26 protein-coding genes are annotated in these 22710 nt (G+C 33.6%); 14 read left to right on the top strand and 12 right to left on the bottom strand.

Features of this window, described 5'->3' with window-relative positions:
* Nucleotides 1–22: 22 nt before the first annotated feature.
* Both SULAZ_RS07360 and ndk read right to left on the bottom strand, forming a co-directional pair.
* On the bottom strand, nucleotides 23–493 hold the full coding sequence (locus SULAZ_RS07360; RefSeq protein ID WP_187145713.1) for a DUF4149 domain-containing protein: 471 nt from the start codon (nucleotides 491–493) through the stop codon (nucleotides 23–25).
* A gap of 25 nt (nucleotides 494–518) precedes the next feature.
* A complete protein-coding gene (gene ndk / locus SULAZ_RS07355) occupies nucleotides 519–935 on the bottom strand; it encodes a nucleoside-diphosphate kinase (RefSeq protein WP_012674367.1) in 417 nt (138 codons plus the stop codon).
* 83 nt (nucleotides 936–1018) lie between these two features.
* Between ndk and SULAZ_RS07350 the strand changes: the two genes are divergently transcribed.
* Genes SULAZ_RS07350 through SULAZ_RS07325 form a run of 6 tightly spaced genes read left to right on the top strand, consistent with a single transcriptional unit; the run spans nucleotide 1019 to nucleotide 5208 of the window.
* On the top strand, nucleotides 1019–2437 hold the full coding sequence (locus SULAZ_RS07350; RefSeq protein ID WP_012673778.1) for a class II fructose-bisphosphate aldolase: 1419 nt from the start codon (nucleotides 1019–1021) through the stop codon (nucleotides 2435–2437).
* Nucleotides 2438–2439: 2 nt separating this feature from the next.
* Nucleotides 2440–2946: a hypothetical protein gene (locus SULAZ_RS07345; protein ID WP_012674321.1), complete on the top strand. Its 507-nt coding sequence runs from the start codon at nucleotides 2440–2442 to the stop codon at nucleotides 2944–2946.
* A gap of 2 nt (nucleotides 2947–2948) precedes the next feature.
* Nucleotides 2949–3905, top strand: a complete 957-nt coding sequence (gene fbp / locus SULAZ_RS07340; RefSeq protein ID WP_012673605.1) for a class 1 fructose-bisphosphatase — start codon at nucleotides 2949–2951, stop codon at nucleotides 3903–3905.
* Complete coding sequence (crcB, locus tag SULAZ_RS07335; RefSeq protein WP_012674999.1) at nucleotides 3898–4275, top strand: fluoride efflux transporter CrcB; 378 nt, start codon at nucleotides 3898–3900, stop codon at nucleotides 4273–4275. Before fbp ends, crcB begins: the two co-directional genes overlap by 8 nt.
* Nucleotides 4272–4610, top strand: coding sequence for a DUF190 domain-containing protein (locus SULAZ_RS07330; RefSeq protein WP_012674240.1), 339 nt, complete (start codon nucleotides 4272–4274; stop codon nucleotides 4608–4610). The genes crcB and SULAZ_RS07330 overlap by 4 nt, the downstream gene beginning before the upstream one ends.
* Before the next feature lies 1 nt (nucleotide 4611).
* A complete protein-coding gene (locus SULAZ_RS07325) occupies nucleotides 4612–5208 on the top strand; it encodes a hypothetical protein (protein ID WP_012675036.1) in 597 nt (198 codons plus the stop codon).
* Here SULAZ_RS07325 and SULAZ_RS07320 read toward each other — a convergent pair.
* Complete coding sequence (locus SULAZ_RS07320) at nucleotides 5188–5916, bottom strand: YdcF family protein (RefSeq protein WP_012674785.1); 729 nt, start codon at nucleotides 5914–5916, stop codon at nucleotides 5188–5190. The genes SULAZ_RS07325 and SULAZ_RS07320 overlap by 21 nt on opposite strands.
* Nucleotides 5917–5980: 64 nt before the next feature.
* Here SULAZ_RS07320 and SULAZ_RS07315 point away from each other — a divergent pair, with 64 nt between their 5' ends.
* From SULAZ_RS07315 to SULAZ_RS07285, 7 genes are read left to right on the top strand one after another with little or no spacing between them, the layout of a single operon-like run.
* Nucleotides 5981–7216, top strand: a complete 1236-nt coding sequence (locus SULAZ_RS07315; protein WP_012674034.1) for an aspartate kinase — start codon at nucleotides 5981–5983, stop codon at nucleotides 7214–7216.
* Nucleotides 7209–8657 carry an acetyl-CoA carboxylase biotin carboxylase subunit gene (locus SULAZ_RS07310; protein ID WP_012673469.1) on the top strand — a complete coding sequence of 483 codons (1449 nt, stop codon included), beginning with the start codon at nucleotides 7209–7211 and terminating at the stop codon, nucleotides 8655–8657. Before SULAZ_RS07315 ends, SULAZ_RS07310 begins: the two co-directional genes overlap by 8 nt.
* A gap of 11 nt (nucleotides 8658–8668) precedes the next feature.
* Entirely contained in the window at nucleotides 8669–9949 is a 1281-nt protein-coding gene (eno, locus tag SULAZ_RS07305; protein ID WP_012674249.1) for a phosphopyruvate hydratase, read from the top strand.
* Nucleotides 9903–10322, top strand: a complete 420-nt coding sequence (locus SULAZ_RS07300; protein ID WP_012673916.1) for an FtsB family cell division protein — start codon at nucleotides 9903–9905, stop codon at nucleotides 10320–10322. Before eno ends, SULAZ_RS07300 begins: the two co-directional genes overlap by 47 nt.
* Nucleotides 10319–10960, top strand: a complete 642-nt coding sequence (locus SULAZ_RS07295) for an HAD family hydrolase (RefSeq protein ID WP_012674752.1) — start codon at nucleotides 10319–10321, stop codon at nucleotides 10958–10960. Before SULAZ_RS07300 ends, SULAZ_RS07295 begins: the two co-directional genes overlap by 4 nt.
* 2 nt (nucleotides 10961–10962) lie before the next feature.
* Nucleotides 10963–11730 (top strand): citryl-CoA lyase, encoded by a 768-nt coding sequence (locus SULAZ_RS07290; protein WP_012674203.1) that lies wholly within the window; start codon nucleotides 10963–10965, stop codon nucleotides 11728–11730.
* A gap of 2 nt (nucleotides 11731–11732) precedes the next feature.
* Entirely contained in the window at nucleotides 11733–13700 is a 1968-nt protein-coding gene (locus SULAZ_RS07285; protein WP_012674444.1) for a sensor histidine kinase, read from the top strand.
* On the opposite strand, the gene mraY is transcribed toward SULAZ_RS07285, so the two are convergent.
* The 9 genes from mraY to SULAZ_RS07240 are packed head-to-tail and all read right to left on the bottom strand — an operon-like array spanning nucleotide 13686 to nucleotide 22155.
* Nucleotides 13686–14753: a phospho-N-acetylmuramoyl-pentapeptide-transferase gene (gene mraY / locus SULAZ_RS07280; RefSeq protein WP_012674936.1), complete on the bottom strand. Its 1068-nt coding sequence runs from the start codon at nucleotides 14751–14753 to the stop codon at nucleotides 13686–13688. The genes SULAZ_RS07285 and mraY overlap by 15 nt on opposite strands.
* 12 nt (nucleotides 14754–14765) lie before the next feature.
* Entirely contained in the window at nucleotides 14766–15338 is a 573-nt protein-coding gene (locus tag SULAZ_RS07275) for an RNA methyltransferase (RefSeq protein WP_012673525.1), read from the bottom strand.
* A complete protein-coding gene (gene cimA, locus SULAZ_RS07270; protein ID WP_012674645.1) occupies nucleotides 15331–16932 on the bottom strand; it encodes a citramalate synthase in 1602 nt (533 codons plus the stop codon). The genes SULAZ_RS07275 and cimA overlap by 8 nt, the downstream gene beginning before the upstream one ends.
* A 1-nt stretch (nucleotide 16933) precedes the next feature.
* Nucleotides 16934–17692, bottom strand: a complete 759-nt coding sequence (gene hisF / locus SULAZ_RS07265) for an imidazole glycerol phosphate synthase subunit HisF (RefSeq protein WP_012673675.1) — start codon at nucleotides 17690–17692, stop codon at nucleotides 16934–16936.
* 34 nt (nucleotides 17693–17726) lie between these two features.
* Nucleotides 17727–18074, bottom strand: a complete 348-nt coding sequence (locus SULAZ_RS07260; RefSeq protein WP_041676166.1) for a toprim domain-containing protein — start codon at nucleotides 18072–18074, stop codon at nucleotides 17727–17729.
* A complete protein-coding gene (locus SULAZ_RS07255) occupies nucleotides 18067–18543 on the bottom strand; it encodes a PleD family two-component system response regulator (RefSeq protein WP_012674049.1) in 477 nt (158 codons plus the stop codon). The genes SULAZ_RS07260 and SULAZ_RS07255 overlap by 8 nt, the downstream gene beginning before the upstream one ends.
* A 12-nt stretch (nucleotides 18544–18555) precedes the next feature.
* Entirely contained in the window at nucleotides 18556–19383 is an 828-nt protein-coding gene (locus SULAZ_RS07250) for an MqnA/MqnD/SBP family protein (protein ID WP_012674097.1), read from the bottom strand.
* A 16-nt stretch (nucleotides 19384–19399) separates the two neighbouring features.
* Nucleotides 19400–20761, bottom strand: a complete 1362-nt coding sequence (gene bioA / locus SULAZ_RS07245) for an adenosylmethionine--8-amino-7-oxononanoate transaminase (RefSeq protein ID WP_012675040.1) — start codon at nucleotides 20759–20761, stop codon at nucleotides 19400–19402.
* An 11-nt stretch (nucleotides 20762–20772) separates the two neighbouring features.
* The gene (locus SULAZ_RS07240; protein WP_012674333.1) at nucleotides 20773–22155 is read right to left on the bottom strand and encodes a L,D-transpeptidase; all 1383 of its coding nucleotides are present in this window, start codon (nucleotides 22153–22155) and stop codon (nucleotides 20773–20775) included.
* A gap of 102 nt (nucleotides 22156–22257) precedes the next feature.
* Between SULAZ_RS07240 and rpiB the strand changes: the two genes are divergently transcribed.
* Nucleotides 22258–22704 (top strand): ribose 5-phosphate isomerase B, encoded by a 447-nt coding sequence (rpiB, locus tag SULAZ_RS07235; protein ID WP_012673601.1) that lies wholly within the window; start codon nucleotides 22258–22260, stop codon nucleotides 22702–22704.
* Nucleotides 22705–22710 lie beyond the last annotated feature (6 nt).

The raw sequence follows: 22710 nt of genomic DNA, 5'->3' as shown, positions 1-22710 counted from the left end.
TTTATACCCCCTTTTACACGACTTATAACTTATTTCGGCTAAATTTTAAAAAACTTAAAAAATTGTACAACAAAAATATTTCTAAAATCATCGTTGTTATATTTACAAACGATGAAACTTTGTGTACTGTTGAAAATTGGGAGTATAGTACTTTAGCTTTTTCATTTTGTTTCTCTTCTAATGCTTGAACATACTGATTTTGAATAGATTGTGCCATAGGAAGCAAGCTTCTGTCTTGTGCCATATTTAATATAACTATAGCTCCAATACTTACTAAAAACCATTTCAAAGATTTTACAATTTCTTTATCTTTAAAAGATAATACTCCTATAATAGTATAGATAACTATTCCCAAAATCCAGTTGATTTTAAAGTAGTAAGGAAATATCAGTTGCATAATGCTTCCAGCTGCAATTTTATCAAAGTTTGAAAAAAGGACGGGAGCAACGACAAAGGATAAAAATACATTACTCCCTATTAAAACACTTATCATTAAGAGTATTACAAAAGCAACATACTTATTCAACAATTTCTAACCCACTGAAGAAAAATGGTATTTCATATGCAGCTGACTCAGGTGAGTCTGACCCGTGAACTGCGTTTTCACCTACATTTGTTCCGTAGAGTTTTCTTAAAGTTCCTTCCTCTGCTTTTGCTGGGTCTGTAGCTCCCATAATCTCTCTTACCCTTGATATTACATTTTCCCCTTCCCATACCATAGCTACTATAGGTCCAGAAGACATAAACTCACAAAGCTGGTCATAAAAAGGTCTTTCTTTATGTACTATGTAAAACTTTCCAGCTTGCTCCTTTGTTAGTTTTAATTTCTTTAGAGCAACTAACTTAAATCCTTCTTCTTCAAACCTTGAGATGATTTTTCCTACTACGTTTTTTCTTACAGCGTCTGGTTTTGCTAAGACTAAAGTTCTTTCCATCGATTTTCCTCCTAATATAGTTTTTATCAAATTATAGCACAAAAATGTTATAATAATTTCAAAATCTTGTTTGGAGGGAAACTATGGCAACCATACTTGAAAACACTCACCAAGTCAATGAAAGATTAAAAGATGTTGTTTCTATTGAAAATGGAAAAATATCTATTTTAGATGAGAAAAAACTAAGAGATGAAGTTATTGATGACCTTATATATACAGCTGTATTTTCCAAAGATTACAACCTTAAAGAAGAAGTTAAGTACATAATAAGGGAGATAGCTAACGAGTTTGGTGCTATTCCATCCTCTATCCACGACTTATACATGGCTGTTGGTAGAGGTGAGACCAAAGACTTTACTACACCTGCAGTTAATATAAGAGGAATGACCTACGATGTTGCAAGGAGAATGTTCAAAGTAGCTTTAAGAAACAATATAGGAGCTATGATATTTGAGATAGCAAAATCAGAGATAGAGTACACCTATCAAAGACCATCTGAGTATGCAAGCTGTGTTTTAGCAGCTGCTATAAAAGAAGGTTATAAAGGTCCTGTCTTTATACAGGGAGACCACTTCCAGTTTTCTTCTAAAAAGTACTTTGAAAATCCAGAAAAAGAACTGCAAGCTATAAAAGACCTTACTAAAGAAGCTGTAGCCGCAGGATTTTATAACATAGATATAGATCCTTCTACTTTGGTAGATTACTCAAAAGAATCCTTAAAAGAGCAGCAGTATCATAACTATCTAAATACAGCTAAAATGACAGACTATATAAGAGAGATACAACCAGAAGGTATAGATATTTCTATTGGAGCTGAGATAGGACACATAGGTGGCAAAAACTCAACAGTAGAAGAATTTGAGGCATTTATGGAAGGATACCTTCAAACTATAACAAAACGCCCGGGAATATCAAAGATATCTGTTCAAACAGGAACGGAGCACGGTGGTATACCACTTCCTGATGGAACTGTAGCAAAGGTAAAACTTGACTTTGATGTTTTAAAGAATATTGGAGAAGTTGCAAAGAAAAAGTACGGTTTAGCTGGAACTGTTCAACACGGAGCTTCTACACTACCAGAAGAGCTTTTTGACAAGTTTCCTCAAAATAACTGCTGTGAGATACACCTTGCAACAGGATTTCAAAACATAATGTTTGACCTTGCACCAGAAAAGTTTAAAGAGGAAGTTTACAAGTTCATAGAAGAAAACTTTAAAGATGAGTGGAAAGAAGGAATGACAAGAGAGCAGTTTTTATACAAATCAAGAAAAAGAGGAATGGGACCGTTTAAGTACCAGTGGTGGACTTTAGAAAACAAGGAAGAGATTTTAGATGCTATAGAGAAAAAGTTTGAGTTTTTATTTAAAAAACTAAATGTATTTGGAACAAAAGAGTATACTGATAAGTATATAAAACTTATTAAAACACCTTACATAAAAGGTTCCACAAAAGACGTTCAACAAAAAGCCCAAGACATAAAGTTAGAAGCAGGAGCTGATTAATTTTGTTAGACAAACAGATAAAAGCTATAAAAGAGATTTACAGAGAGTTTGATAAGGTAAGGGTAAAACACAAGCCTATAATTGTAGGAAAGTTTGCCCTTACCGTTTATACACAAGGAATGTATCCTGCTAACATCATATCTTTACTTTACCTTGATATTCCTCTTTTAGAGAAAGTACTTTCAGACCTTGGTTATCAAAGGTTTGGTGATTTGTGGTTAAAGGACGATATAAATATAGAAGTAAGTAAAGATTTTCACCTTTTAACAGGAATGTTAAACCAGATAGAAGTAGATAAAGAAGAAATCTTAAATGTAATATCCTTAGAAGATTTAATACTTGATATGATGAAGTACTGTGTAGAAGGAGACGATTTGGTTTGTGATCTTGTAAAAATGATTGTAAAGTCCTACTACAAAGTTTTAGATTTTCATTACATATACCAAAGAATAACAGATAAAAGGTTTATACCAAAATTAAAAGAGTATAAAAAGTTGGCGGAGGCCTAAAGATGGATTTAAACAATTTTATCTTAGAAGAAGAAAGAAAGTATCCAAATGCAACAGGTTCTCTATCAAGGGCTTTAGTTGCACTTGAGTCTGCTACAAAGGTTATAGCGTCTCACGTTAGAATGGCAGGGCTTGTAGATGTTTTAGGTAAAGCAGGTAAAACAAACATACAAGGTGAAGAAGTCCAAAAGTTAGATGAACTTGCAAACGATATACTTATCCAGTACTTATCTAAATCGGGAGAGTTTTTTGCCCTTGCATCTGAAGAGTTAGACGAGCCAATCTTTCCAGAAGAAGGAAAAGATGCTAAGTACATTATTGCTTTTGACCCGTTAGATGGATCTTCAAACATAGATGTGAACATAAGTATAGGAACTATATTCTCTATTCATAAAAGAGTAAACTCTGACGTATCTGACTTTTTACAAGAAGGTTATAAACAGGTAGCTGCAGGGTACGTTATATACGGATCTTCTACTATGTTTGTTTTATCAACAGGCAACGGTGTAAACGGATTTACCTTAGACCCTTCTGTAGGAATGTACTTACTTTCCCATCCTAACATGAAAATACCTGAGAAAGGAAAAATATACTCAATTAACGAATCTAACGACAAAAAATGGATAGACAAAGGGTTAAAGGAGTATGTTGAATCACTGAAAGATGAAGGCTACACTTCAAGATATATTGGTTCTATGGTTGCAGATGTTCATAGGACATTAATAAAAGGTGGTATTTTTGCTTACCCAGCTGATGTAAAAAGTAAAAATGGAAAGTTAAGATTACTTTATGAAGCTTCTCCTATGGCATTTTTGATTACTCAAGCAGGTGGATACGCTACAACTGGAAAAGAAGATATCTTAAGTATAAAACCTAATGATATTCATCAAAGAGTACCTGTCTTCTTAGGTGGAAAGTATGAGATAGAGAAGTTAAAAGAGTTCTTAAAAGATGGATAAGTACATAGTTTTAGCTATTGGTGGAGCAATAGGAACTATTTTAAGGTACATTACAGGTGTATATTCTGCAAAGATATTAGGGTCTGACTTTCCATATGGAACGTTGATAGTAAATACAGTTGGATCTTTTATACTGAGTTTTTTTATGATTCTATTTTTAGAAAAGTTGTCTTTAGATCCTTTATGGAGACTTTTTGTGGCAGTTGGATTTTGTGGTAGCTTTACTACTATGTCATCTTTTACTTATGAAACATTTGCCCTTTTAATAGACGGAGATTATATAAAAGCTGGATTAAACGTAATTTTAAATCTAACATTATCTTTAACATCAGCCTTTTTAGGTATAGTTTTTGCTAGGAGTTTACTATGAAAATAGAAGGTGAAGCTTTACTTTTAAGGATACATATAGGTGAAGCTGATAAGTGTGAAGGAAAACCACTTTATAAAAAGATTGTCCAAATCTTAAGAGAAAATCATATAGCAGGTGCAACTGTTCTTAGAGGGATATTAGGATACGGAAAATCTACCGTTATACACTCTGCTTCTATTTTAGACCTATCTGAAGACCTACCAATAATAGTTGAAGTTATAGACAGTGAAGAGAAAATAAAAAATGTAATTCCAATCATAGAAAAGTATGTTAAAAATGGTTTAATTACCATGGAAAAAGTAAAAGTAATCAAATACACAGCCGAAGGAGAGTAGTTTGTTTGCAGGAATAGAGGTTAAAGATAAAGTATTTATTGTCTCTTTGATGGATAACAACAGGTATGTAAAAGGAATATTTAAATTTTATAAAGAAGGGCTTTTGTGGTTTTTAGACCATTACAATCCAGAAATCATTGCTGTAAACTACGATTTTGGAGTAAGTTCAAAACTATCCCTTACAAATAAAGCTTACTCAAATCTTTATAAAGATATAATTGAAACTTTCGAGTACAGACAGGTAGATAAGAAAAGTTTTAGAGAGAAAGAAAAAAGGATATTTAAGTCTAACGTAGAAGAGTTTTGGAAAAAGATAATCCATAAAGATATTCTACCAGCTGAAACTCCTGAAGGTTTAGAACAAAGGCTTTATAACTTGCCGAAAAGTGGAATAAAGTTAAACAAGAAACTTTTATCTCAAGATAAAAGATTTATCGGTAAAGAGTTAGATGCTGTAGTTTTATCCTTTGCAGCTTACAGCTTTTACAACAACCGGTTTGAAACGATAGAACACGAAGGAGGAATATGGATCATACCTCGTTATACTTACGTTTCTAAAAAAGAAAGAGAAGAAGAATCATCTCAAAATCCAGTTTAACTGGTAAGCAATTAGTCCTACATACTCTCTTATCGCTTTAGTAGAGTCTTGTAAAACGTTCATTTTAGGAAAGTAACTGTAAACTGTGTATCTTTTATCCATCTTAAAGTCTGTCGGGTAAGGAATAACATCAAGACCTGCTTTTTGAAAAACGATTACAGACCTTGGCATATGGTATGCAGAGGTAACTAAAATAATCCTTTTAAATCCATTTTTTTCGCATATCTTCTTTACAAAGAAAGCATTCCCTAACGTATCCCTACTGTTTACGTCCGTATAAATCATAGATTTGTCTACTCCAAGTTCATTTAGGATATTTTTCATAACTTCAGCTTCAGGAAGGTTAGTTATAGCAGACCCTCCAGATAAGATTATAGGAAGGTTAAGCTTTTTATGAAGAACAAACCCAGTTAAAACTCTTTTTAGAGAGTCTTCTGTTAAAATACCTGTGTTATAACTTCCACCACCTAAAACAACTATAACATCTCCGTTTAACTTATTAGGAATAGGGTACTTAGTCTCAAGAGGTCTAAGTAAACTATCTTTAACAGGTTCTATTGAAAGTAAATATATAAAAAAAGCTGATAGAAATGAAACAATAAATATCTTTCTATCTTTCCTTCCAAAATATGCTATAACACTAAAAATAACAATAAAAAGCCCTGGAGGTAATATAAAGAAAGTTATTAGTTTTTTTAAGAAAAACATCTCACACCTTTAAATTATGTTAGAATTATAATAACATATTTACAACTCATTAGGAGGATAACTGTTGCCTTTAATCGTTCAAAAGTATGGTGGCACTTCTGTAGGTAATATAGAAAGGATAAAAAATGTTGCAAGAAAGATAAAAAAGGCTGTAGATGAAGGAAATCAAGTAGTTGTAGTATCTTCTGCAATGACCGGAGAAACTGACAGATTAATTGGTCTTACAAGAGAGCTGTCAAACAGACCAAATCCTCGAGAGCAAGATATGGTTGTAGCAACAGGTGAGCAAGTCGCTATAGGGTTGGTTGCTATTGCATTACAAGAGTTAGGTGTGCCAGCTATTAGTTTAACAGGTTGGCAAGTGCCTATCATAACAGATAACGTCCACACAAAAGCAAGAATAAAAAAGATAGATACCCATAGAATAAGAAAACATCTTGACGAAGGAAAGGTTGTTATAGTAGCCGGATTTCAAGGTGTAAGTGAAGATGGAGATATTACAACGTTAGGTAGAGGAGGTTCTGATACTTCGGCGGTAGCTTTGGCTGCAGCGTTAAAGGCCGATGTATGTGAGATTTATACAGACGTTCCAGGTGTCTTTACAGCTGACCCAAGAATAGTAGAAAATGCGAGAAAAATACCTGTAATATCTTACGAAGAGATGATGGAAATGGCATCTTTAGGATCTAAAGTGATGCAGATAAGGTCTGTAGAGTTTGGAGCCAAGTATGGCGTAAAAATACATGTAAGGTCTTCTTTTAACGATGAAGAAGGAACTTGGATAATGGAGGAGAATGAAGAGATGGAAAAAGTAGTAGTAAGAGGGATTTCTCACGAATTAAAAGAGTCAAGAATAACAGTTGTTAGAGTACCTGACAAACCCGGGGTAGCTGCAAAACTTTTCAAAGCCTTAGGAGATAAGAATATAGTCGTTGATATGATAGTTCAGAACGTTTCCCACAAAGGATTTACAGATATCTCTTTTACTGTTAATAAAACTGATGCAGATTACGCTGAAGAGATAGCAAGGGAAGTGGCGAAGGAAGTTGGAGCTGAAGATGTTGAAAGAAACGATAAAATTGCAAAAATCTCAGTAGTAGGCCTTGGTATGAAAACCCACTCAGGTGTTGCTGGAAAGATGTTTGAAGTCCTATACAAAGAAGGTATCAACATATACGCAATATCAACTTCTGAGATAAAAATATCTTGTCTTATAGATGAAAAGTATGCAGAGCTTGCAGTAAGGGCTCTCCACGAAGCTTTTATAGAGAACATGGAAGGTGATATACAGTATGAGTAAACTAAAAACCTTTACAAAAGAGATAAAGAAAGTTTTAATTGCAAACAGAGGAGAGATAGCTACCAGAATAATAAGAGCTTGTAAAGAGCTTGATATTAAAACTGTAGCTATTTACTCTGAAGCAGACGCAAAAAGTATATACGTTAAAAAAGCTGATGAGGCATATTTAATTCCTGGTGATCCTATCCAAGCATACTTAAACTACTTTAGAATAGTTGACCTTGCAAAACAAACAAAATGTGATGCTATACATTCCGGTTATGGATTTTTATCAGAAAACCCTGAGTTTGCAGAGTACTGCTGGAAACAAGGGATTGTGTTTATTGGACCACATCCGGATCACATAGCCCTTTTTGGCGATAAAATGGCAGCCAAGAAAAAGATGAGAGAACTTGGAGTGCCTGTTTTACCAGGAAGTGATGAGCCTATCTCAGACATTAAAAAAGCAAAAAAGATAGCAGATGAGATAGGTTATCCAGTAATACTGAAGGCTGCCTTTGGTGGTGGCGGAAGAGGGATGAGAATAGTTAGAGAAGAATCAGAATTTGAAGACCTGTTTAAATCAGCTTTTAATGAAGCAAAGAAGTTTTTCGGAAGAGGAGACGTATTTATAGAGAAGTACGTTGAAAATCCAAGACATATAGAAATACAGATAATGGCAGATAAGTACGGAAACGTAGTCCATTTAGGAGAGAGAGATTGTTCAATCCAAAGAAGACACCAAAAAGTAGTTGAGATAGCAAGGTCTCCAACGTTAAACGAAGATGTTAAAAGAGAGTTGTATAGAACTTCAGTTAAAGCAATGTTTAAAGTAGGATATGAAAATGTTGGAACGATAGAGTACCTTGTTGATGAAAAAGATAACTTTTACTTTATAGAGATGAACACAAGACTTCAAGTTGAGCATACTGTTACAGAGATGGTTACAGGTATAGATATAGTCCAGCAGATGATAAAGATAGCCCAAGGAGAAAAGTTAGGTTTTCTACAAGAAGATATTACAATGCGTGGATACGCAATAGAGTTTAGAGTCAACGCAGAAGACCCTAAAAGAAACTTTGCTCCATCAGTAGGAGCTATAACTTCTTACCACTCTCCAGGAGGACCCGGTGTTAGAGTAGATGCAGCTGTATATAAAGATTATGTAATACCGCCTTACTACGACTCTATGATAGCAAAACTATCAGTCTGGGCTTTAACTTGGGACCAAGTTGTAAACAGGGCAAGAAGAGCTTTAGATGAGTTTATAGTTAGAGGAGTCCCTACAAATCTACCTCTCCTTAGGGCAATAGTAAGAGACGAAGATTTTATAAAGGGTAAGTTTACTACAAGATATATTGAAGAAAAACTTCCTACATTTAACTTAGAAGATAAAACAGCTGACTTAGAAGACTTAGTAGCTGCTATAGCTGGAGCAATAGCCGCATACCATAAAATTTAAGGAGGTTTGAGATGTCTATAATTGTTGACGTTTATGGAAGAGAGGTTTTAGATTCAAGAGGAAATCCTACAGTTGAAGCTACGGTTGTTTTAGAAAGTGGATCCGTAGGATCTGCAATAGTGCCAAGTGGTGCATCAACAGGAGTAAATGAAGCCTTAGAGCTTAGAGATGGAGACAAAAAAAGATTCTTAGGAAAAGGTGTTTTAAAAGCCGTAGAAAATATAAACACTAAGATAGCTGACCTTTTAATTGGAGAAGAGTCTGAAAACCAAGTTAGAATAGATAGAATAATGATAGAAGCTGATGGAACTGAAAATAAATCAAACTTTGGTGCAAACGCAATACTTGCCGTATCTTTAGCAGTTGCAAGAGCAACAGCTGTAGAGAAAGAGATGTCTCTTTACAGGTATTTAGGTGGATGTAATGCAAAGGTTTTACCTGTACCACTTATGAACGTAATCAACGGTGGAGCCCACGCAGATAACGACCTTGATTTTCAAGAATTTATGATAGTACCAGTATGTGGTGGATCTTTTAAAGAAGCTTTAAGGGCAGGAGTAGAAACATTTCACGTTTTAAAATCGGTTTTAAAAGAAAAAGGATACTCGACTAACGTAGGAGATGAAGGAGGTTTTGCACCAGCCTTAAGATCAACAAAAGAAGCTCTTGATCTTTTAATGATGGCTATTGAGAAAGCTGGATACACACCAGGAGAAGATATATTCTTAGCCTTAGATGCTGCATCTTCTGAGTTTTACGAAAATGGAAAATATAAATTTGAAGGTAGAGATCTCACAAGTGAGGATATGGTTATCCTTTACGAAGAGATAGTAGGAACATATCCAGTTATATCCATAGAAGATGGACTTGCAGAGAATGACTGGGAAGGATGGAAAAACCTCACTGCAACAATAGGAAATAAGGTACAACTTGTTGGAGATGACCTTTTTACAACAAATCCTAAAATAATACTTGAAGGAATAAAAAATAATGTTGCAAACTCTGTTTTAATTAAATTAAACCAAATAGGTACTTTAACCGAAACGTTAGATGCTATAGAACTTGCAAAAAGTAATAACTATACGGCAGTAATATCCCACAGATCTGGAGAGAGTGAAGATACGTTTATAGCTGATTTAGCAGTTGCAACAAACGCAGGACAGATAAAGACAGGGTCAGCTTCAAGGACTGACAGAATAGCAAAGTATAACCAATTACTTAGAATAGAGGAAGAACTTGGTAAAGATGCAGTATTCAAAGGAAAAGAAGCTTTCAAAAAGTTTAGATTTTAACCAAAAACTCATAGACCGCAGCTTAAAGGCTGCGGCTTTTATTTTACTCATAACAGCCATTTACACTATAGGTTTTGGAGAAAACAACATCTTTGAATACTTTAAAAAAGTAGAAACAAGAAATAACTTACAAGCCCAGATAGATACTATAAAGAGAGAGAACCAAGACTTAGAAAAAAAGATATACTACCTACAAAACGACCCATTTTACGTAGAGAAGATGGCAAGAGAGAACCTTGGGCTTATGAAAGATAACGAGGAAGTTTACGTGATTGTAGGTATGAAAAAAGAATCTAAAGAAGAAAACCAAGAAAGTCAAGAGAGATGGATAGATAAAATAAAAGCAAAATATCAACAATTTAAACTACAATGAAACATATTGAACTTTTCATGTTTGATTTAGATGGAACTTTGTTAGATTCAGCAGAAGATATAGCTATTGCCGTAAACTATGCATTTGAAAAGTTAAAGATTCCAACAAAAACAACACAAGAAGTAGTCTCAAAAGTAGGTTATGGAGCTAAAAAGCTTATAGAAGACCTAATACCAGACTATCCACAAGATATAAGAGACAAAGCTTTAGAACTTTTTAGAGAGTTTTACTTTGAAAATCCTGTTATCTATTCAAAACTTTACGAAGGAGCACAAGAAACAGTTATAAAAATAAAAGAAAGTGGCAAGTTAACAGCAGTAGTCACAAATAAGTACGAAAATTTATCAAGAAGAATATTAGATAAACTTGGTATTTTAAACTACATAGATTTAGTGGTTGGAGCTGATACAACTTCTGAAAAAAAACCAAGTCCAGTGCCAGTTTTTTACACTTTAGAAAAGTTAAAAGTTAGCAACCAAAACTCAATCCTTATTGGAGACAGTGAAACAGACATTCTCACAGCAAAAAATGCCCAAGTCAAAAGCTGTCTTGTCCTACATGGTTATGGAAACAAACAACTGGCTTTATCTTTAAACCCTGAATACGTAATAAATAGTCTAAAAGAAGTAGAGGTGTAAACATGGCTCAAAAATGGAGAACTAAGATATCGTTTAACACAAAAGAAGAGACTTATATACGAGGATACCCTTTAACCCAGATGATAGGTAAACTTTCCTTTTCTGAAGGCATCTATCTACTTTTAAAAGGGGAACTCCCAACAGAAAAAGAAAAGAAGATGTTTGATGCAATATTTGTGTCTGTAATAGACCACGGGGTAGCTCCACCATCAGTAGTTGCTCTGAGAAACGTTATATCAGGAGGAAACAGCCTCCACGTAGGGGTAGCTGCAGGAGTACTTACATTTGGAGATTATCACGGTGGAGCTTTAGAAGATGCTATGAGATTCCTGCAAGAGTATGGAAAAGATGAGGAAGATGTAGAAGCTGTAGCTACAAGACTTGCAGAGAAAGTGGTAAAAGAGAAGTGGAAGATATCAGGATTTGGACATAAATACTATAAAGACTTTGACCCTAGAACAAAAAAACTTATGAACTTAGCAAAAGAGTTAGGTCTTTTTGGAAAACACTGTAGACTTGCTTTGGCTTTAGAAGAAGAGATATACAAAATAAAAGGTAAAAAACTTGTGTTAAACGTAGATGGTGCAATTGCAGCCATAACCTCTGATATGGGATTTGATTACAGACTTGGAAAAGGGTTTTTTATTATAGGTAGAATCCCAGGACTTGTTGCCCATGCATTTGAAGAACTAACTCAAGAACCACCTTTCAGAAGGTTAGATGAAGAAGAGATAGAGTATCAAGGCCATCCACCAAGAAACCTTGAATAGTAATGAACTTAGAAAAGGATAAAACAAAGAGAAATCTTATCATATTCCTTGTTTCTTTTATTCTATTTTTAGGTGGAAATTACTATATCTTTAACAAACTTGAAAAGGTTAAAGATGTACTTAACCCTTACATTTTCTTATTCATTTTAAACATTGATGTAATCTTCTTTATAATCATATTTGCATCTTTACTTAGATACATTATAAAAATCTTTTTCCAAGAAGGTATCAAAGGAAAACTAAGGTTAAAACTTACAGTTATATTAGTTTTAATGATTATAATCCCTTCAATGATACTTTTTACAGTGTCTGTTTCTATTATATCAAGTGCCACAAACCTTTGGTTTTCTGGAAAAGTAGGAAATGCCCTTAGTAAGTTAGACACGATAGTAACCCAAAACATTACCTCAAACCAAGAATGGGTGTATAAAATCTATACATCAATCAAAGAAGGTGTATTAAAACCCAAAGATGCAGTAGATTTTTTAGGACTTAGAACAGTTGCTATAAACGATAGTGAAGGAAGACTTTTAGAGTTTTATGGAAAACCCTACGATAGAGAAATTTTAAATGCCCTTGGGAAAGAAGGCTTTATCACTTATGAAAACAAGATTGTTTATCAAAACATTTTAGACAGTAATAGAAAAATACTTTTAGTTTACGAACTACCCAAAGATATAATCCTTTCAAAGGAAGATACAGCTCTAATACTTGAGATTTACAACCAGTTAAAGTTTTACAAAACACCTATCCGTATAGGTTATATCCTCATACTACTCACAATTACCATATCAGTTATATTTGCTGCCTTTTGGCTCAGTAGATTTATAATAACCAACATCACAAAACCTCTAGAAGCTCTCGTAGATGCTTCTAAAAGACTCTCAGAAGGTGATTTATCTGTAAAGATAGATTTAAAAGCACAAGATGAGTTTGGAATACTGATAGAAGAGTTTAACAAAATGGTAGATAGACTTAACCTACTTTACAAAAAGTTAGAAGAAAGAAATAATATACTTAGGAAGAATAAAGAGTACTTAGAAGCAATTTTAAATAACATAAGAGCAGGTGTAGTTTACTCTTCAGAGGATGGAAAAGTGGAGAATATAAATCTATCTGCTAAATCAATTTTGGGAGAGGATGTTGAAAGATTCAAAAGAAAGCACATAAAGGACTTTGCTAACGAGTTTAAGTTAGATTTATCAAATGAAAAAGAACAGATAGTAGAGATAAATGGTAAAACTTTACTAGTTAAAATAACGAATATATCAAAAGAAGGATACGTTATTGTTTTCGATGACATTACAGATATCATATCAGCACAAAAATTAAAGATGTGGAAAGAAGTAGCCCAAAGAATAGCCCATGAGATAAAAAATCCACTTACACCAATAAAGCTGTCTGCAGAAAGGATAATAAACCAGTGGAAAAAGAAAAACCCAAACATAGACCAGATTATAGAAAAAGCAACATTAGTTATAATCTCTGAAACAGAGCATCTATCTCAACTTGTTAAGGAGTTTAACCAGTTTGGTCTTTCTTTCTCAGAATTTGAAAAAGAGATTGTAGACCTTTGTCAGCTATTGAACGAAACGGCTGAAAGTTATATAGATGAACGATTTAAAGTTGAGATAGAATGCCAGTATAAACCTTTTATCAAAGGGAATAAAAAACTTTTAAAGCAGGCATTTTCAAATATAATTCAAAACTCTTACGAAGAAGCTGACTATTTAAAAATTACTGTAAAGCTACAAGAAAACAGTGTGTTAATACTTTTTGAAGACAACGGAAGAGGAATAACAAAAGAAGATTTAGATAAAGTGTTTTTACCTTACTACTCTAAAAAACCGAAAGGTAGCGGACTTGGACTAGCGATTACAAAAGAGATAATAGAAAACCATAATGGAGAAATACAAGCATTAGAAAGTAGTAAAGGTGCAAAATTTTTAATAAAGCTATCTAATTTTTAGTGTTGATAAGGCTATAATTGAAAGAAGGAGAGATATTATCCATACTCTAACTACTATCTTTGGTTCAGGAATACCGTGAAGTTCAAAGTGGTGATGAATAGGAGCCATTTTAAAAAGTCTTTTACCACCTGTTAACCTGTAGTAGCTTACTTGAGCTATAACAGATAAAGTCTCTAATACAAATATCCCACCTACTATAGCTAAAACAATCTCTTGTTTTGTTATTATAGATGTAAGTCCTAAAACAGCACCTATAGATAGAGCTCCTGCATCTCCCATAAACATCTCAGCTGGAAAGGAATTAAACCATAAAAACCCAAGTCCTGCACCCAGTAAGGCCAGAAGGAAAACAGTTATCTCTCCACTACCTTCAACGTAAGGAACTATAAGATATTTAGATAAAACAATATTACCACTGATGTAAGCAAACACCGCAAAAGTAGAAACTGATATTAAAGAAGGTCCTATAGCCAAACCATCAAGTCCATCTGTTAAGTTAACAGCGTTTGATGCACCTACTATTATAAAAATCATTAAAGGAATATAAAAAATACCCAAATCTAAACTTAAATTTTTAAAAAATGGGAAGTATAAAACAGTATTAAACTTAGGATATAGATACAACACTACAGATATTAAAGTTGCTGATACAAGCTGCATCAAAAATTTTGCCTTAGAAGACAAACCTTTTTTATCCTTTATTTTTTTATAATCATCTAAAAACCCAATAAGACCAAAAGATAAAAATGTAAACATTAAAAGCCATATATAAACATTATCAAGACGACACCATAAAAAGGATGTAAATAAAACAGATAAAAGTATCAAAACTCCTCCCATTGTAGGTGTGTGTTTCTTTATCTGATGCCAATCGGGAGTATCCTGTCTTACATACCCACCTTGTTTATTTTGAAAGACTTTTAACCTTTCTATAATGTAAGGACCCAAGATTAACGATATAAAAAATGCTGTCAGTAAAGCATAAAAGCCTCTAAATGTTATATACTTGAATATGTTTACATCTAAATACTCATAAAATATATGGTAAAACATTAAATCTCCTTTTTAACACCTATTAATAGAAAAAAGTCTATCTAAGATGATAGCAGCTGCGTTTCTTACGGATAGATGATTGTAATCTCCTGGACCTAATATAGGTTCTAAAATGTAATCACAGCTCTCAACTAACTCTGGAGGCATACCCCAACCTGTTCCAAGTAAAATAAGATACACGTCATCCTTTTTATTTAAAATCTCTCTCATCTGGGAATAACTTACAGTTTGAGGATACTTTTTCGCTGAAGTTGCTATTAATTTTGGATACTTTCCTTTTTCTTCTTTTATCTTTTCTAACATCTCTGTGATAGAAGAAACAACTTTTACTAAACTACCTGCCATAGACCTTTTTGGGTTAAAAGAAGCTCCAAAACCTTCCGTCCAGTACTTTATCTGCTCTTTTATAACAAACTGCTGAGCCTCAAGTGGCTGTACTATGTAATAACCTGCAAGTTCGTAAGTCCTTGCTGGCCTTGCTATATCATGGAAATCTAAAGTTGTAAAAGATGTACATACCCATTTTTTTTCTTTGTTTAAAGCAGGGTAATGAACTACAGATATGTAAACATGGTCGTTATGCATCCTTATTTCCCCCAGCAGGTTTTATACCATCCTTTACAAGTTTATAAACAATACTGTCAACTACTGCTTGCCAAGAGGCTTCTATAATGTTATCAGAAACTCCTACAGTTCCCCATTTTTTACTTTTATCTCTACTTTCTATTAGCACTCTTATTTTTGCAGCTGTTCCACCACTTTCGTTAACTATTCTAACTTTATAGTCTATAAGCTCAACTTCTGCAAGTGAAGGATATACAGCTGTCAAAGCCTTTTTTAATGCTTTATCCAATGCATTAACAGGACCATAACCTAAAGATGCGGTATGCTCGTAATGATTTTCTATTTTTATCCTTACTGTTGCTTCTGATATAGGACTTTTGTCTGTGTACCTTCTTGCTATTAAAACTCTGTAAGCATCTAAATCAAAGTACTTCGGTAGCGTTCCTAGATGTTTTCTTATAAGTAGTTCTAAAGAAGCTTCAGCTGCTTCAAAGTGATAACCTTGATTTTCTAACTCTTTTATTTCTTGTACAAGTTTTGTAAGTCTTTCATCTTTTTCATCTATTTCTATTCCTATCTCTTTTGCTTTGTATATAATATTACTTTTTCCTGCTAAGTCTGATACCAATACTTTTCTTCTGTTGCCTACTTCTTGTGGTAAGATGTGTTCATAACTTCTTGGATTTCTTAAAACTGCTGATGCGTGTACTCCACCTTTATGGGCAAATGCACTATCTCCAACGTAAGGCATATTTTTTGGTACTGGCATATTTAGGATATCTGAAACGAAGTTAGATATTTCTTTTAACCTTTTTATATTTTCTCTTGGGACTGTTTCGTATCCAAGTTTTAAAGATAGATTAGGAATGATAGAGCAGAGGTTAGCATTTCCACATCTTTCTCCTATACCGTTTATGGTCCCATGTACTTGGATCGCTCCATGTAAGACGGCTACAATAGAGTTCCAAACAGCTGTATCTGAGTCGTTATGGGCGTGAATGCCTAGTTTAGCAGTGATACCTGCCTCTTTTACAGCTTTAAACGCTTTTTCTATATCTGTAGGAAGGCTTCCTCCGTTTGTATCACAAAGAATTAAAAAGTCAGCTCCCCCTTGTTGAGCTACTTTTAAAACTTCTATAGCGTAATCTGGGTTTTCTTTAAATCCATCAAAAAAGTGTTCTGCATCAAAGATAACTTCATCTACATACTTTTTTAAATAAGAGATAGAATCGTATATCATCTCAAGATTTTTTTCTAAGGTTGTCTTGAGAGCTTGGGTTACATGTAAATCCCAAGATTTACCAAAAATAGTTATAACTGGTGTTTCTGCCTTTATTAAATCCTGAATCTGTGGATCTTCCTCTACTTTTAAAGAAGATCTTCTTGTAGATCCAAAAGCTGTTATTTTGGTATTTTTTAAGTTTAACTTTTTTACTTCTTTGAAAAATGTCATATCTTTTGGATTTGAACCTGGCCAACCACCTTCTATGTAGTGTACGCCAAAATCTGCTAACTTTTCTGCAATTCTTAACTTATCTTCAACAGATACACTTACACCTTCTGCTTGTGTTCCGTCCCTTAGTGTTGTATCGTATATTAATACTTGTTTTTCCATATCAAATCCTCACGTTTACATTTTTTTCCTTTAAAAACTGTTTTAATTCTTTTATCCCTACCTCCTTAAAGTGGAATAAGGAAGCTGCTAAAGCTGCATCTGCTTTTCCTTCTTCAAAAACTTGATAAAAATCTTCCTTTTTACCTGCTCCCCCTGAAGCTATAACTGGTATTTTAACAGCTTGAGATACAGCTTTTGTAAGTTCTATATCGTATCCTGATTTTGTTCCGTCTTTATCCATAGATGTAAGGAGTATCTCTCCAGCTCCTAAGTCTTCTACAGCTTTTGCCCACTGGACTGCATCTATTCCTGTCGGCGTCCTACCACCGTTTATATAAACTTCCCATTTACTTTCACTTACTTTTTTTGCATCTATAGCCACAACTATAGTAGAAGACCCAAATCTAACTGCTGCACTTTCTACCAAAGATGGATTTTTAACGGCAGCAGTGTTTATAGATACTTTATCTGCTCCATTTTCAAGAAGTTTTCTTATGTCTTCTAAAGACCTTACTCCACCACCTACAGTTAATGGCATAAAAACTGTTTCTGCTGTCTTTTTAACAACATCTAATATAATATTTCTGTCTTCTGCAGAAGCTGTAATATCAAGAAAAACTATCTCGTCAGCTCCTTCTTTGTCGTATGCAGCTGCTATCTCTACAGGGTCTCCTGCGTCTATCAGGTTTACAAAGTTAACACCTTTTACAACTCTACCCTTATTAACGTCTAAACAAGGTATAATACGTTTTGCTAACAATCTTTCTCCTTAAAAAAATTTTGAGATTAATATTTTAAGGCAGATTTTCAATCTCTTCAATGTTTAAAGATTTTATGTAATCTCTGTAAGATGAATCTACTTGTATCCCTTCTGCTTTCAACATCTGGGAAAATTTTTGAAACATTTTATCTCCATGTTTATCTACATCAAAAAGAATAATACACTTGTTAAAGTTATTTAGAATACTTTCTACAACATCGTAATACTTTTTTCCCTGAAGAACAATTATATTACTAATTCCATAGCTTGATAACTTTTTTAAGTCTCTTTTACCTTCTACAAGCACACATGTATAATTATCTTGGGACTCTTCTTTTAGTTTTATCTTCCAATCTTCAAATGAAGAAAACTTACTACTCACTTTTGATTCCAAAAAGTTTTTTAATAAGTTCAAGGATTTTCATAAATAAAGATTTATCTTTCTTAGCTTCGTGAAGTATCTGTTTTACAACTTCTTCACCTTTTGCGTCCTTTAAAGCTGCAGTTAAAATAAGGAAAACTTCCAGTGGATTGAATGGTATTTCAAAAACTTCTGTAACTCCCATAGCTTTGTAATATTCAATATCTTCTTTTGTAATGTCTTCACCAAGTATTATAAACGGAATATCTTTTAAATTTTCATCTCTCTTTAGGATAGATAACAGCTGAAGTGAAGGCAGGTTATCTACTTTTGGAGATGCTATTATTCCGTGGATATCTCTGTTTGTAGTTATGTAATTTTTTGCATCTTCCAAACTTTCAACCATTATAACTTCTGATTGACTTAAAGATGCTACCTCATTTAAAATTTTGTATGAATTTTTGTCTTTTCCTACGTAAAGGATTTTCATCTTATCTCCCCTTTAAATAAAAGTTATCTCAGGCATATTAGGTATAAAACCTTTTTCGTAAGCCTCTTTTAAAAACAGTTGTATTGCTTTTTTCCCTCTCTCTCCATAATCTACCGTTAAATCATTTACATACATTCCTATAAATTTATCAGCTTTACTTTTATCCATTCCTCTTGCAAACTTTAATGCATACTCTACAGCTTCTTCCCTATGGGTAAGGGAGTATTTAATGCTCTCTCTTAATATTTCGGAAATTTCTTTCATTATCTCAATACCTAAATCTTTTCTTATTACATTTCCACCTAAAGGTAGTGGTAAACCTCCTGTTTTTTCATGCCACCACTTACCAAGGTCTACAATACATACTAAACCTTCATCTTGATAGGTTAACTGTCCTTCATGTATTATAAGCCCTGCATCTACATTTCCAGATTTTACTTCTTCTATTATTTTATCAAAAGGTATTACAACATAGTCTATGTTTGGTTCAAAGAGTTTTAAGGCTAAAAATGCAGAGGTTAAAGTTCCAGGCACTGCTATCTTTTTATTTTTTAACTCTTTCGGGTCAAAAGGCTGTTTTGCAACAACCATAGGTCCGTAATTATCTCCCATACTTGCACCACTTGATAAAAGGGCATACTTGTCTGCCACGTAGGGAAACGCATGGATAGATATGGCACTCACTTCATACGTTCCTTTAAGGGCTTCTCTGTTGAGAGTTTCTATGTCGGAAAGTATATCTACAAACTCGTATCCTTTAGTGTCTATCTTTTTTTGATTGATAGCGTAAAACATAAATGCATCATCTGAATCAGGACTGTGGGCAACTCTTATAATCAACTTTTTCCTCCTGTTTTTAATCTCCACATACTTCCATTATACTTTCTTTTAGTGAGTCTAAAAAGTAATTTAACTCTTCTTCCTTTATTGAAAGTGGTGGCATGATAACCATTACATCTCCAAGGGGTCTAACCCATATACCTCTCTTAAGCATTGCTTTTGCAACTTTAAAACCAGTTCTTTCTCCGTATGGGTAAGGTTGTTTTGTCTTCTTATCTTTAATAAGCTCTACTCCTGCCATTAAACCGTAATTTCTAACGTCTATAACGTGGTTTAACTCTAAAAATTCGAGTAATCGCTTTTCTAAAATATCTATATTTTTTCTAACATTTTCAAGGGTTTTTTCTTCTTCAAATAGGTCTATATTTGCAAGGGCAACGTTACACGCTATAGGGTTTCCTGTGTAAGTGTGTCCGTGGTAAAAATGTTTTGCTTCTCCAAACTCTCCTAAAAATGCTTCAAATACCTCATCTGTTGTTAACGTTGCAGCTAAAGGTAGATAACCCCCTGTTATCCCTTTACCTAAAGCCATTATATCTGGATTTACACCTTCTTTTATACAAGCAAACATCTCTCCCGTTCTTCCAAATCCGGTAGCAACTTCGTCTACTATCATTAAAACGTTATACTCTCTACATATCCTTTCAACTTCTTTCAAGTATCCTTTTGGGAAAGGAAGTATTCCAGCAGCTCCTTGAACGCCAGCTTCTAACACAAACCCTGCTATCGTTTGATGATGTTTAAAAACAAACTCTTCTACTTCTTCAACAAGTTTTTTTGTAGTTTCATACTCAAGAGCTTTCTCTCTACCTGCTATCTCTAAAGCCTTTAGATAAGGTGATGGAAGTTTGTAAACATCAAATAAAAGAGGTTTATACTTTTCATGAAATATATTTATTCCTCCAACACTTACACTTCCTATAGTATCTCCGTGGTAGGCTTCGCTTAATGTTATAAACTTTGTTTTCTCTTTATAGCCTTTGTTGTGCCAGTAGTGGTATGCAATTTTTATAGCAATTTCCATAGCTTCCGAACCATCTTCACTGTAAAAGACTTTGTTTAGATTTTTAGGTGTTATCTCTACAAGTTTTTTTGCAAGGAGTATAGCTGGAACGTTAGAAGCTCCTAAAGTTGTAAAGTGGGATATTTTACTGACTTGGTCACAGATTGCTTTATTTAATTTTGGATGGTTATGACCATGAACATTACACCACAAAGATGCTACACCGTCTAAATATTTATTACCAAATATGTCGTAAATATAGTTTCCTTCTCCTCTTTCAACTATCACGTTATCTTCTTCTCTATAAACTTTCATCTGGGTAAAAGGGTGCCAGAAATACTCTTTGTCCCATTTAATTAAATCTTTTTTTTCCATATTCTTTTACCTCACCAAGCTTTTATTGCAAAGCTTTTTCCTATAATATCTGTTTTATAAAGCTGTATAAACTTTTTACTAACGAGACTGGTTTTTTCTAATTCTAATATTGAATCATCATCAAAAGCTTCTACAAACTTTTCTGAGTTAAAAAATACCTTATAAGGAATATCTCTACTTACAACGGGAGTTCCTACATCTACAACTTCAAACAATTTTTCTACATCTTCATTGTACATCCTTATACAACCGTGGCTAACTTTCATACCTATGCCGTACTCTTTATTTGTTCCATGCATTAAAAATGAAGTATTTCCAAGTCTCATAGCTCTTGTCCCAAGGGGGTTATCAGGTCCTGGTGGAAAAACAGGTGGTAAATCAGGTTGCTCTTTTCTTATACTCTCAGGTGGATACCAAGCAGGGTTTTTTCTTTTTTGGGTTATCTTAAAATCTCCTACTGGTGATTGGGCTTCGTCTGCACCTATTCCTATTGGGAAGGTTATTATGTAGCTTTTATCTTCTATTAAAACTGGATAGTAAAGTCTTTTTTCATTTATATTTATGTATATAGTTCCGTAAGAGAAGTTTTTGATTGGTAGTATTCTTCTAAAGGGTACGATGATTATCTGATTTTTTCTTATGTCAAAAGGGTCTAAGAATGGATTTGCATTTTTAAGTTCATAGTATCCAAGGTCTAACTTTTTTGATATCTCAAGTAAAGTTTGGTCTTTTTCTGAGATGTATATAGACAACTTTCCTATTATTGGGATTTGAGGGTCTAACTCAAATATGTTTTGACCAAGAATAAAACTTACATTTTTGTAGTTTATAACTTTTGAATCTTCTCCAAAAAGTATAAATCTGTTGCTTTTTGTAAGTCTTTTTATCTTTTCTTTTTTTGATTCTTTCCCTGTTATTATAGCCTCTATTACTTTGCTTGGATCTTCAGTAGTCTCTAACTTTGGATTATCTTGTGTGTTTATACCTAACTTATTTAATATATACTCCTGACCTTCTTGATGTTTTCTCTCAATAAATATTGTCATTGCTATTTGGTAGATTCTATAGAGGGAATAATCATCAAGTCTGTTGTCTTGCAGCTGCTGTATAACTTTATACATTAAATCTTCTTCCCGGGCTTTGTATATAGAAGAAGCAAGGATTAGATTTAAAATAGCATAATTTTGGTCGTTTACCTCGCTTTTTATAAGTGTATCTTGGATAAGATTTATTGCGTTTGTGTAAAGTCCATCGTTGTAAAGCTTTAAAGATTTTAATACCGTATCTTCTACACTTTTTGTCTGAACTTTTTGCTTGGCGATTTTAAATAAGTCTTCAGTTGCATATGAAGTTAATGTTATTGAAAATAATAGTAGTAAAAACTTTTTAACCATCTCCTCGAAAAAACCTCTGTTTAAATGTAAGAATAAATGATTATACCACAAACTTTTTGTGATATAATTGGTAGTAGTTAAGTCTTTCGGAGGTTTATTTACGTGAAAATAGCCCTTGGAAGTGATCATGGTGGATTCTTCTATAAAGAAAAAATAAAGGAGTATTTGAAATCAAAAAAGTATGAAATTATAGACAAAGGCACTTACTCTCCTGAACCTGTTGATTATCCATACTTTGGTGAGAATGTAGGTATGGCAGTTGCATCTGGGGAAGCTGATAGAGGAATAATAATCTGTGGAACAGGGATAGGTATATCTATAGCAGCAAACAAAATAAAAGGTGTAAGAGCTGCCTTGTGTACCAATGAGTTTATGGCAAGGATGGCAAGGTCTCATAACGATGCAAACGTTTTAGCCCTTGGCCAAAGAGTTATTGGTTTAGACCATGCACTTGCAATAGTTGACGTGTTTTTAGAAACTCCATTTGAAGGTGGAAGACACGAAAGAAGAGTTAAACTTATTTTAGATATTGAGGAAGGAAAGATTTAAATCTGG

The sequence above is a fragment of the Sulfurihydrogenibium azorense Az-Fu1 genome (assembly GCF_000021545.1).
Taxonomy (GTDB): Bacteria; Aquificota; Aquificia; order Aquificales; family Hydrogenothermaceae; genus Sulfurihydrogenibium; species Sulfurihydrogenibium azorense.
Note: the sequence above shows the minus strand (reverse complement) of the source record. Positions and strands in the feature narration are given on the sequence as shown.

Excerpts from the sequence above, each read along its gene's own strand:
- SULAZ_RS07255 (WP_012674049.1), bottom strand. The coding sequence starts at position 18,543 with ATGAAAATCCTTTACGTAGGAAAAGACAAAAATTCATACAAAATTTTA.
- bioA (WP_012675040.1), bottom strand. The coding sequence starts at position 20,761 with ATGGAAAAAAAAGATTTAATTAAATGGGACAAAGAGTATTTCTGGCAC.
- fbp (WP_012673605.1), top strand. The coding sequence starts at position 2,949 with ATGGATTTAAACAATTTTATCTTAGAAGAAGAAAGAAAGTATCCAAAT.
- SULAZ_RS07360 (WP_187145713.1), bottom strand. The coding sequence starts at position 493 with ATGATAAGTGTTTTAATAGGGAGTAATGTATTTTTATCCTTTGTCGTT.
- ndk (WP_012674367.1), bottom strand. The coding sequence starts at position 935 with ATGGAAAGAACTTTAGTCTTAGCAAAACCAGACGCTGTAAGAAAAAAC.
- SULAZ_RS07300 (WP_012673916.1), top strand. The coding sequence starts at position 9,903 with ATGCAGTATTCAAAGGAAAAGAAGCTTTCAAAAAGTTTAGATTTTAAC.
- SULAZ_RS07290 (WP_012674203.1), top strand. The coding sequence starts at position 10,963 with ATGGCTCAAAAATGGAGAACTAAGATATCGTTTAACACAAAAGAAGAG.
- eno (WP_012674249.1), top strand. The coding sequence starts at position 8,669 with ATGTCTATAATTGTTGACGTTTATGGAAGAGAGGTTTTAGATTCAAGA.
- SULAZ_RS07310 (WP_012673469.1), top strand. The coding sequence starts at position 7,209 with ATGAGTAAACTAAAAACCTTTACAAAAGAGATAAAGAAAGTTTTAATT.
- SULAZ_RS07330 (WP_012674240.1), top strand. The coding sequence starts at position 4,272 with ATGAAAATAGAAGGTGAAGCTTTACTTTTAAGGATACATATAGGTGAA.
- SULAZ_RS07275 (WP_012673525.1), bottom strand. The coding sequence starts at position 15,338 with ATGCATAACGACCATGTTTACATATCTGTAGTTCATTACCCTGCTTTA.
- SULAZ_RS07240 (WP_012674333.1), bottom strand. The coding sequence starts at position 22,155 with ATGGTTAAAAAGTTTTTACTACTATTATTTTCAATAACATTAACTTCA.
- SULAZ_RS07350 (WP_012673778.1), top strand. The coding sequence starts at position 1,019 with ATGGCAACCATACTTGAAAACACTCACCAAGTCAATGAAAGATTAAAA.
- crcB (WP_012674999.1), top strand. The coding sequence starts at position 3,898 with ATGGATAAGTACATAGTTTTAGCTATTGGTGGAGCAATAGGAACTATT.
- SULAZ_RS07285 (WP_012674444.1), top strand. The coding sequence starts at position 11,733 with ATGAACTTAGAAAAGGATAAAACAAAGAGAAATCTTATCATATTCCTT.
- SULAZ_RS07295 (WP_012674752.1), top strand. The coding sequence starts at position 10,319 with ATGAAACATATTGAACTTTTCATGTTTGATTTAGATGGAACTTTGTTA.
- mraY (WP_012674936.1), bottom strand. The coding sequence starts at position 14,753 with ATGTTTTACCATATATTTTATGAGTATTTAGATGTAAACATATTCAAG.
- SULAZ_RS07320 (WP_012674785.1), bottom strand. The coding sequence starts at position 5,916 with ATGTTTTTCTTAAAAAAACTAATAACTTTCTTTATATTACCTCCAGGG.
- cimA (WP_012674645.1), bottom strand. The coding sequence starts at position 16,932 with ATGGAAAAACAAGTATTAATATACGATACAACACTAAGGGACGGAACA.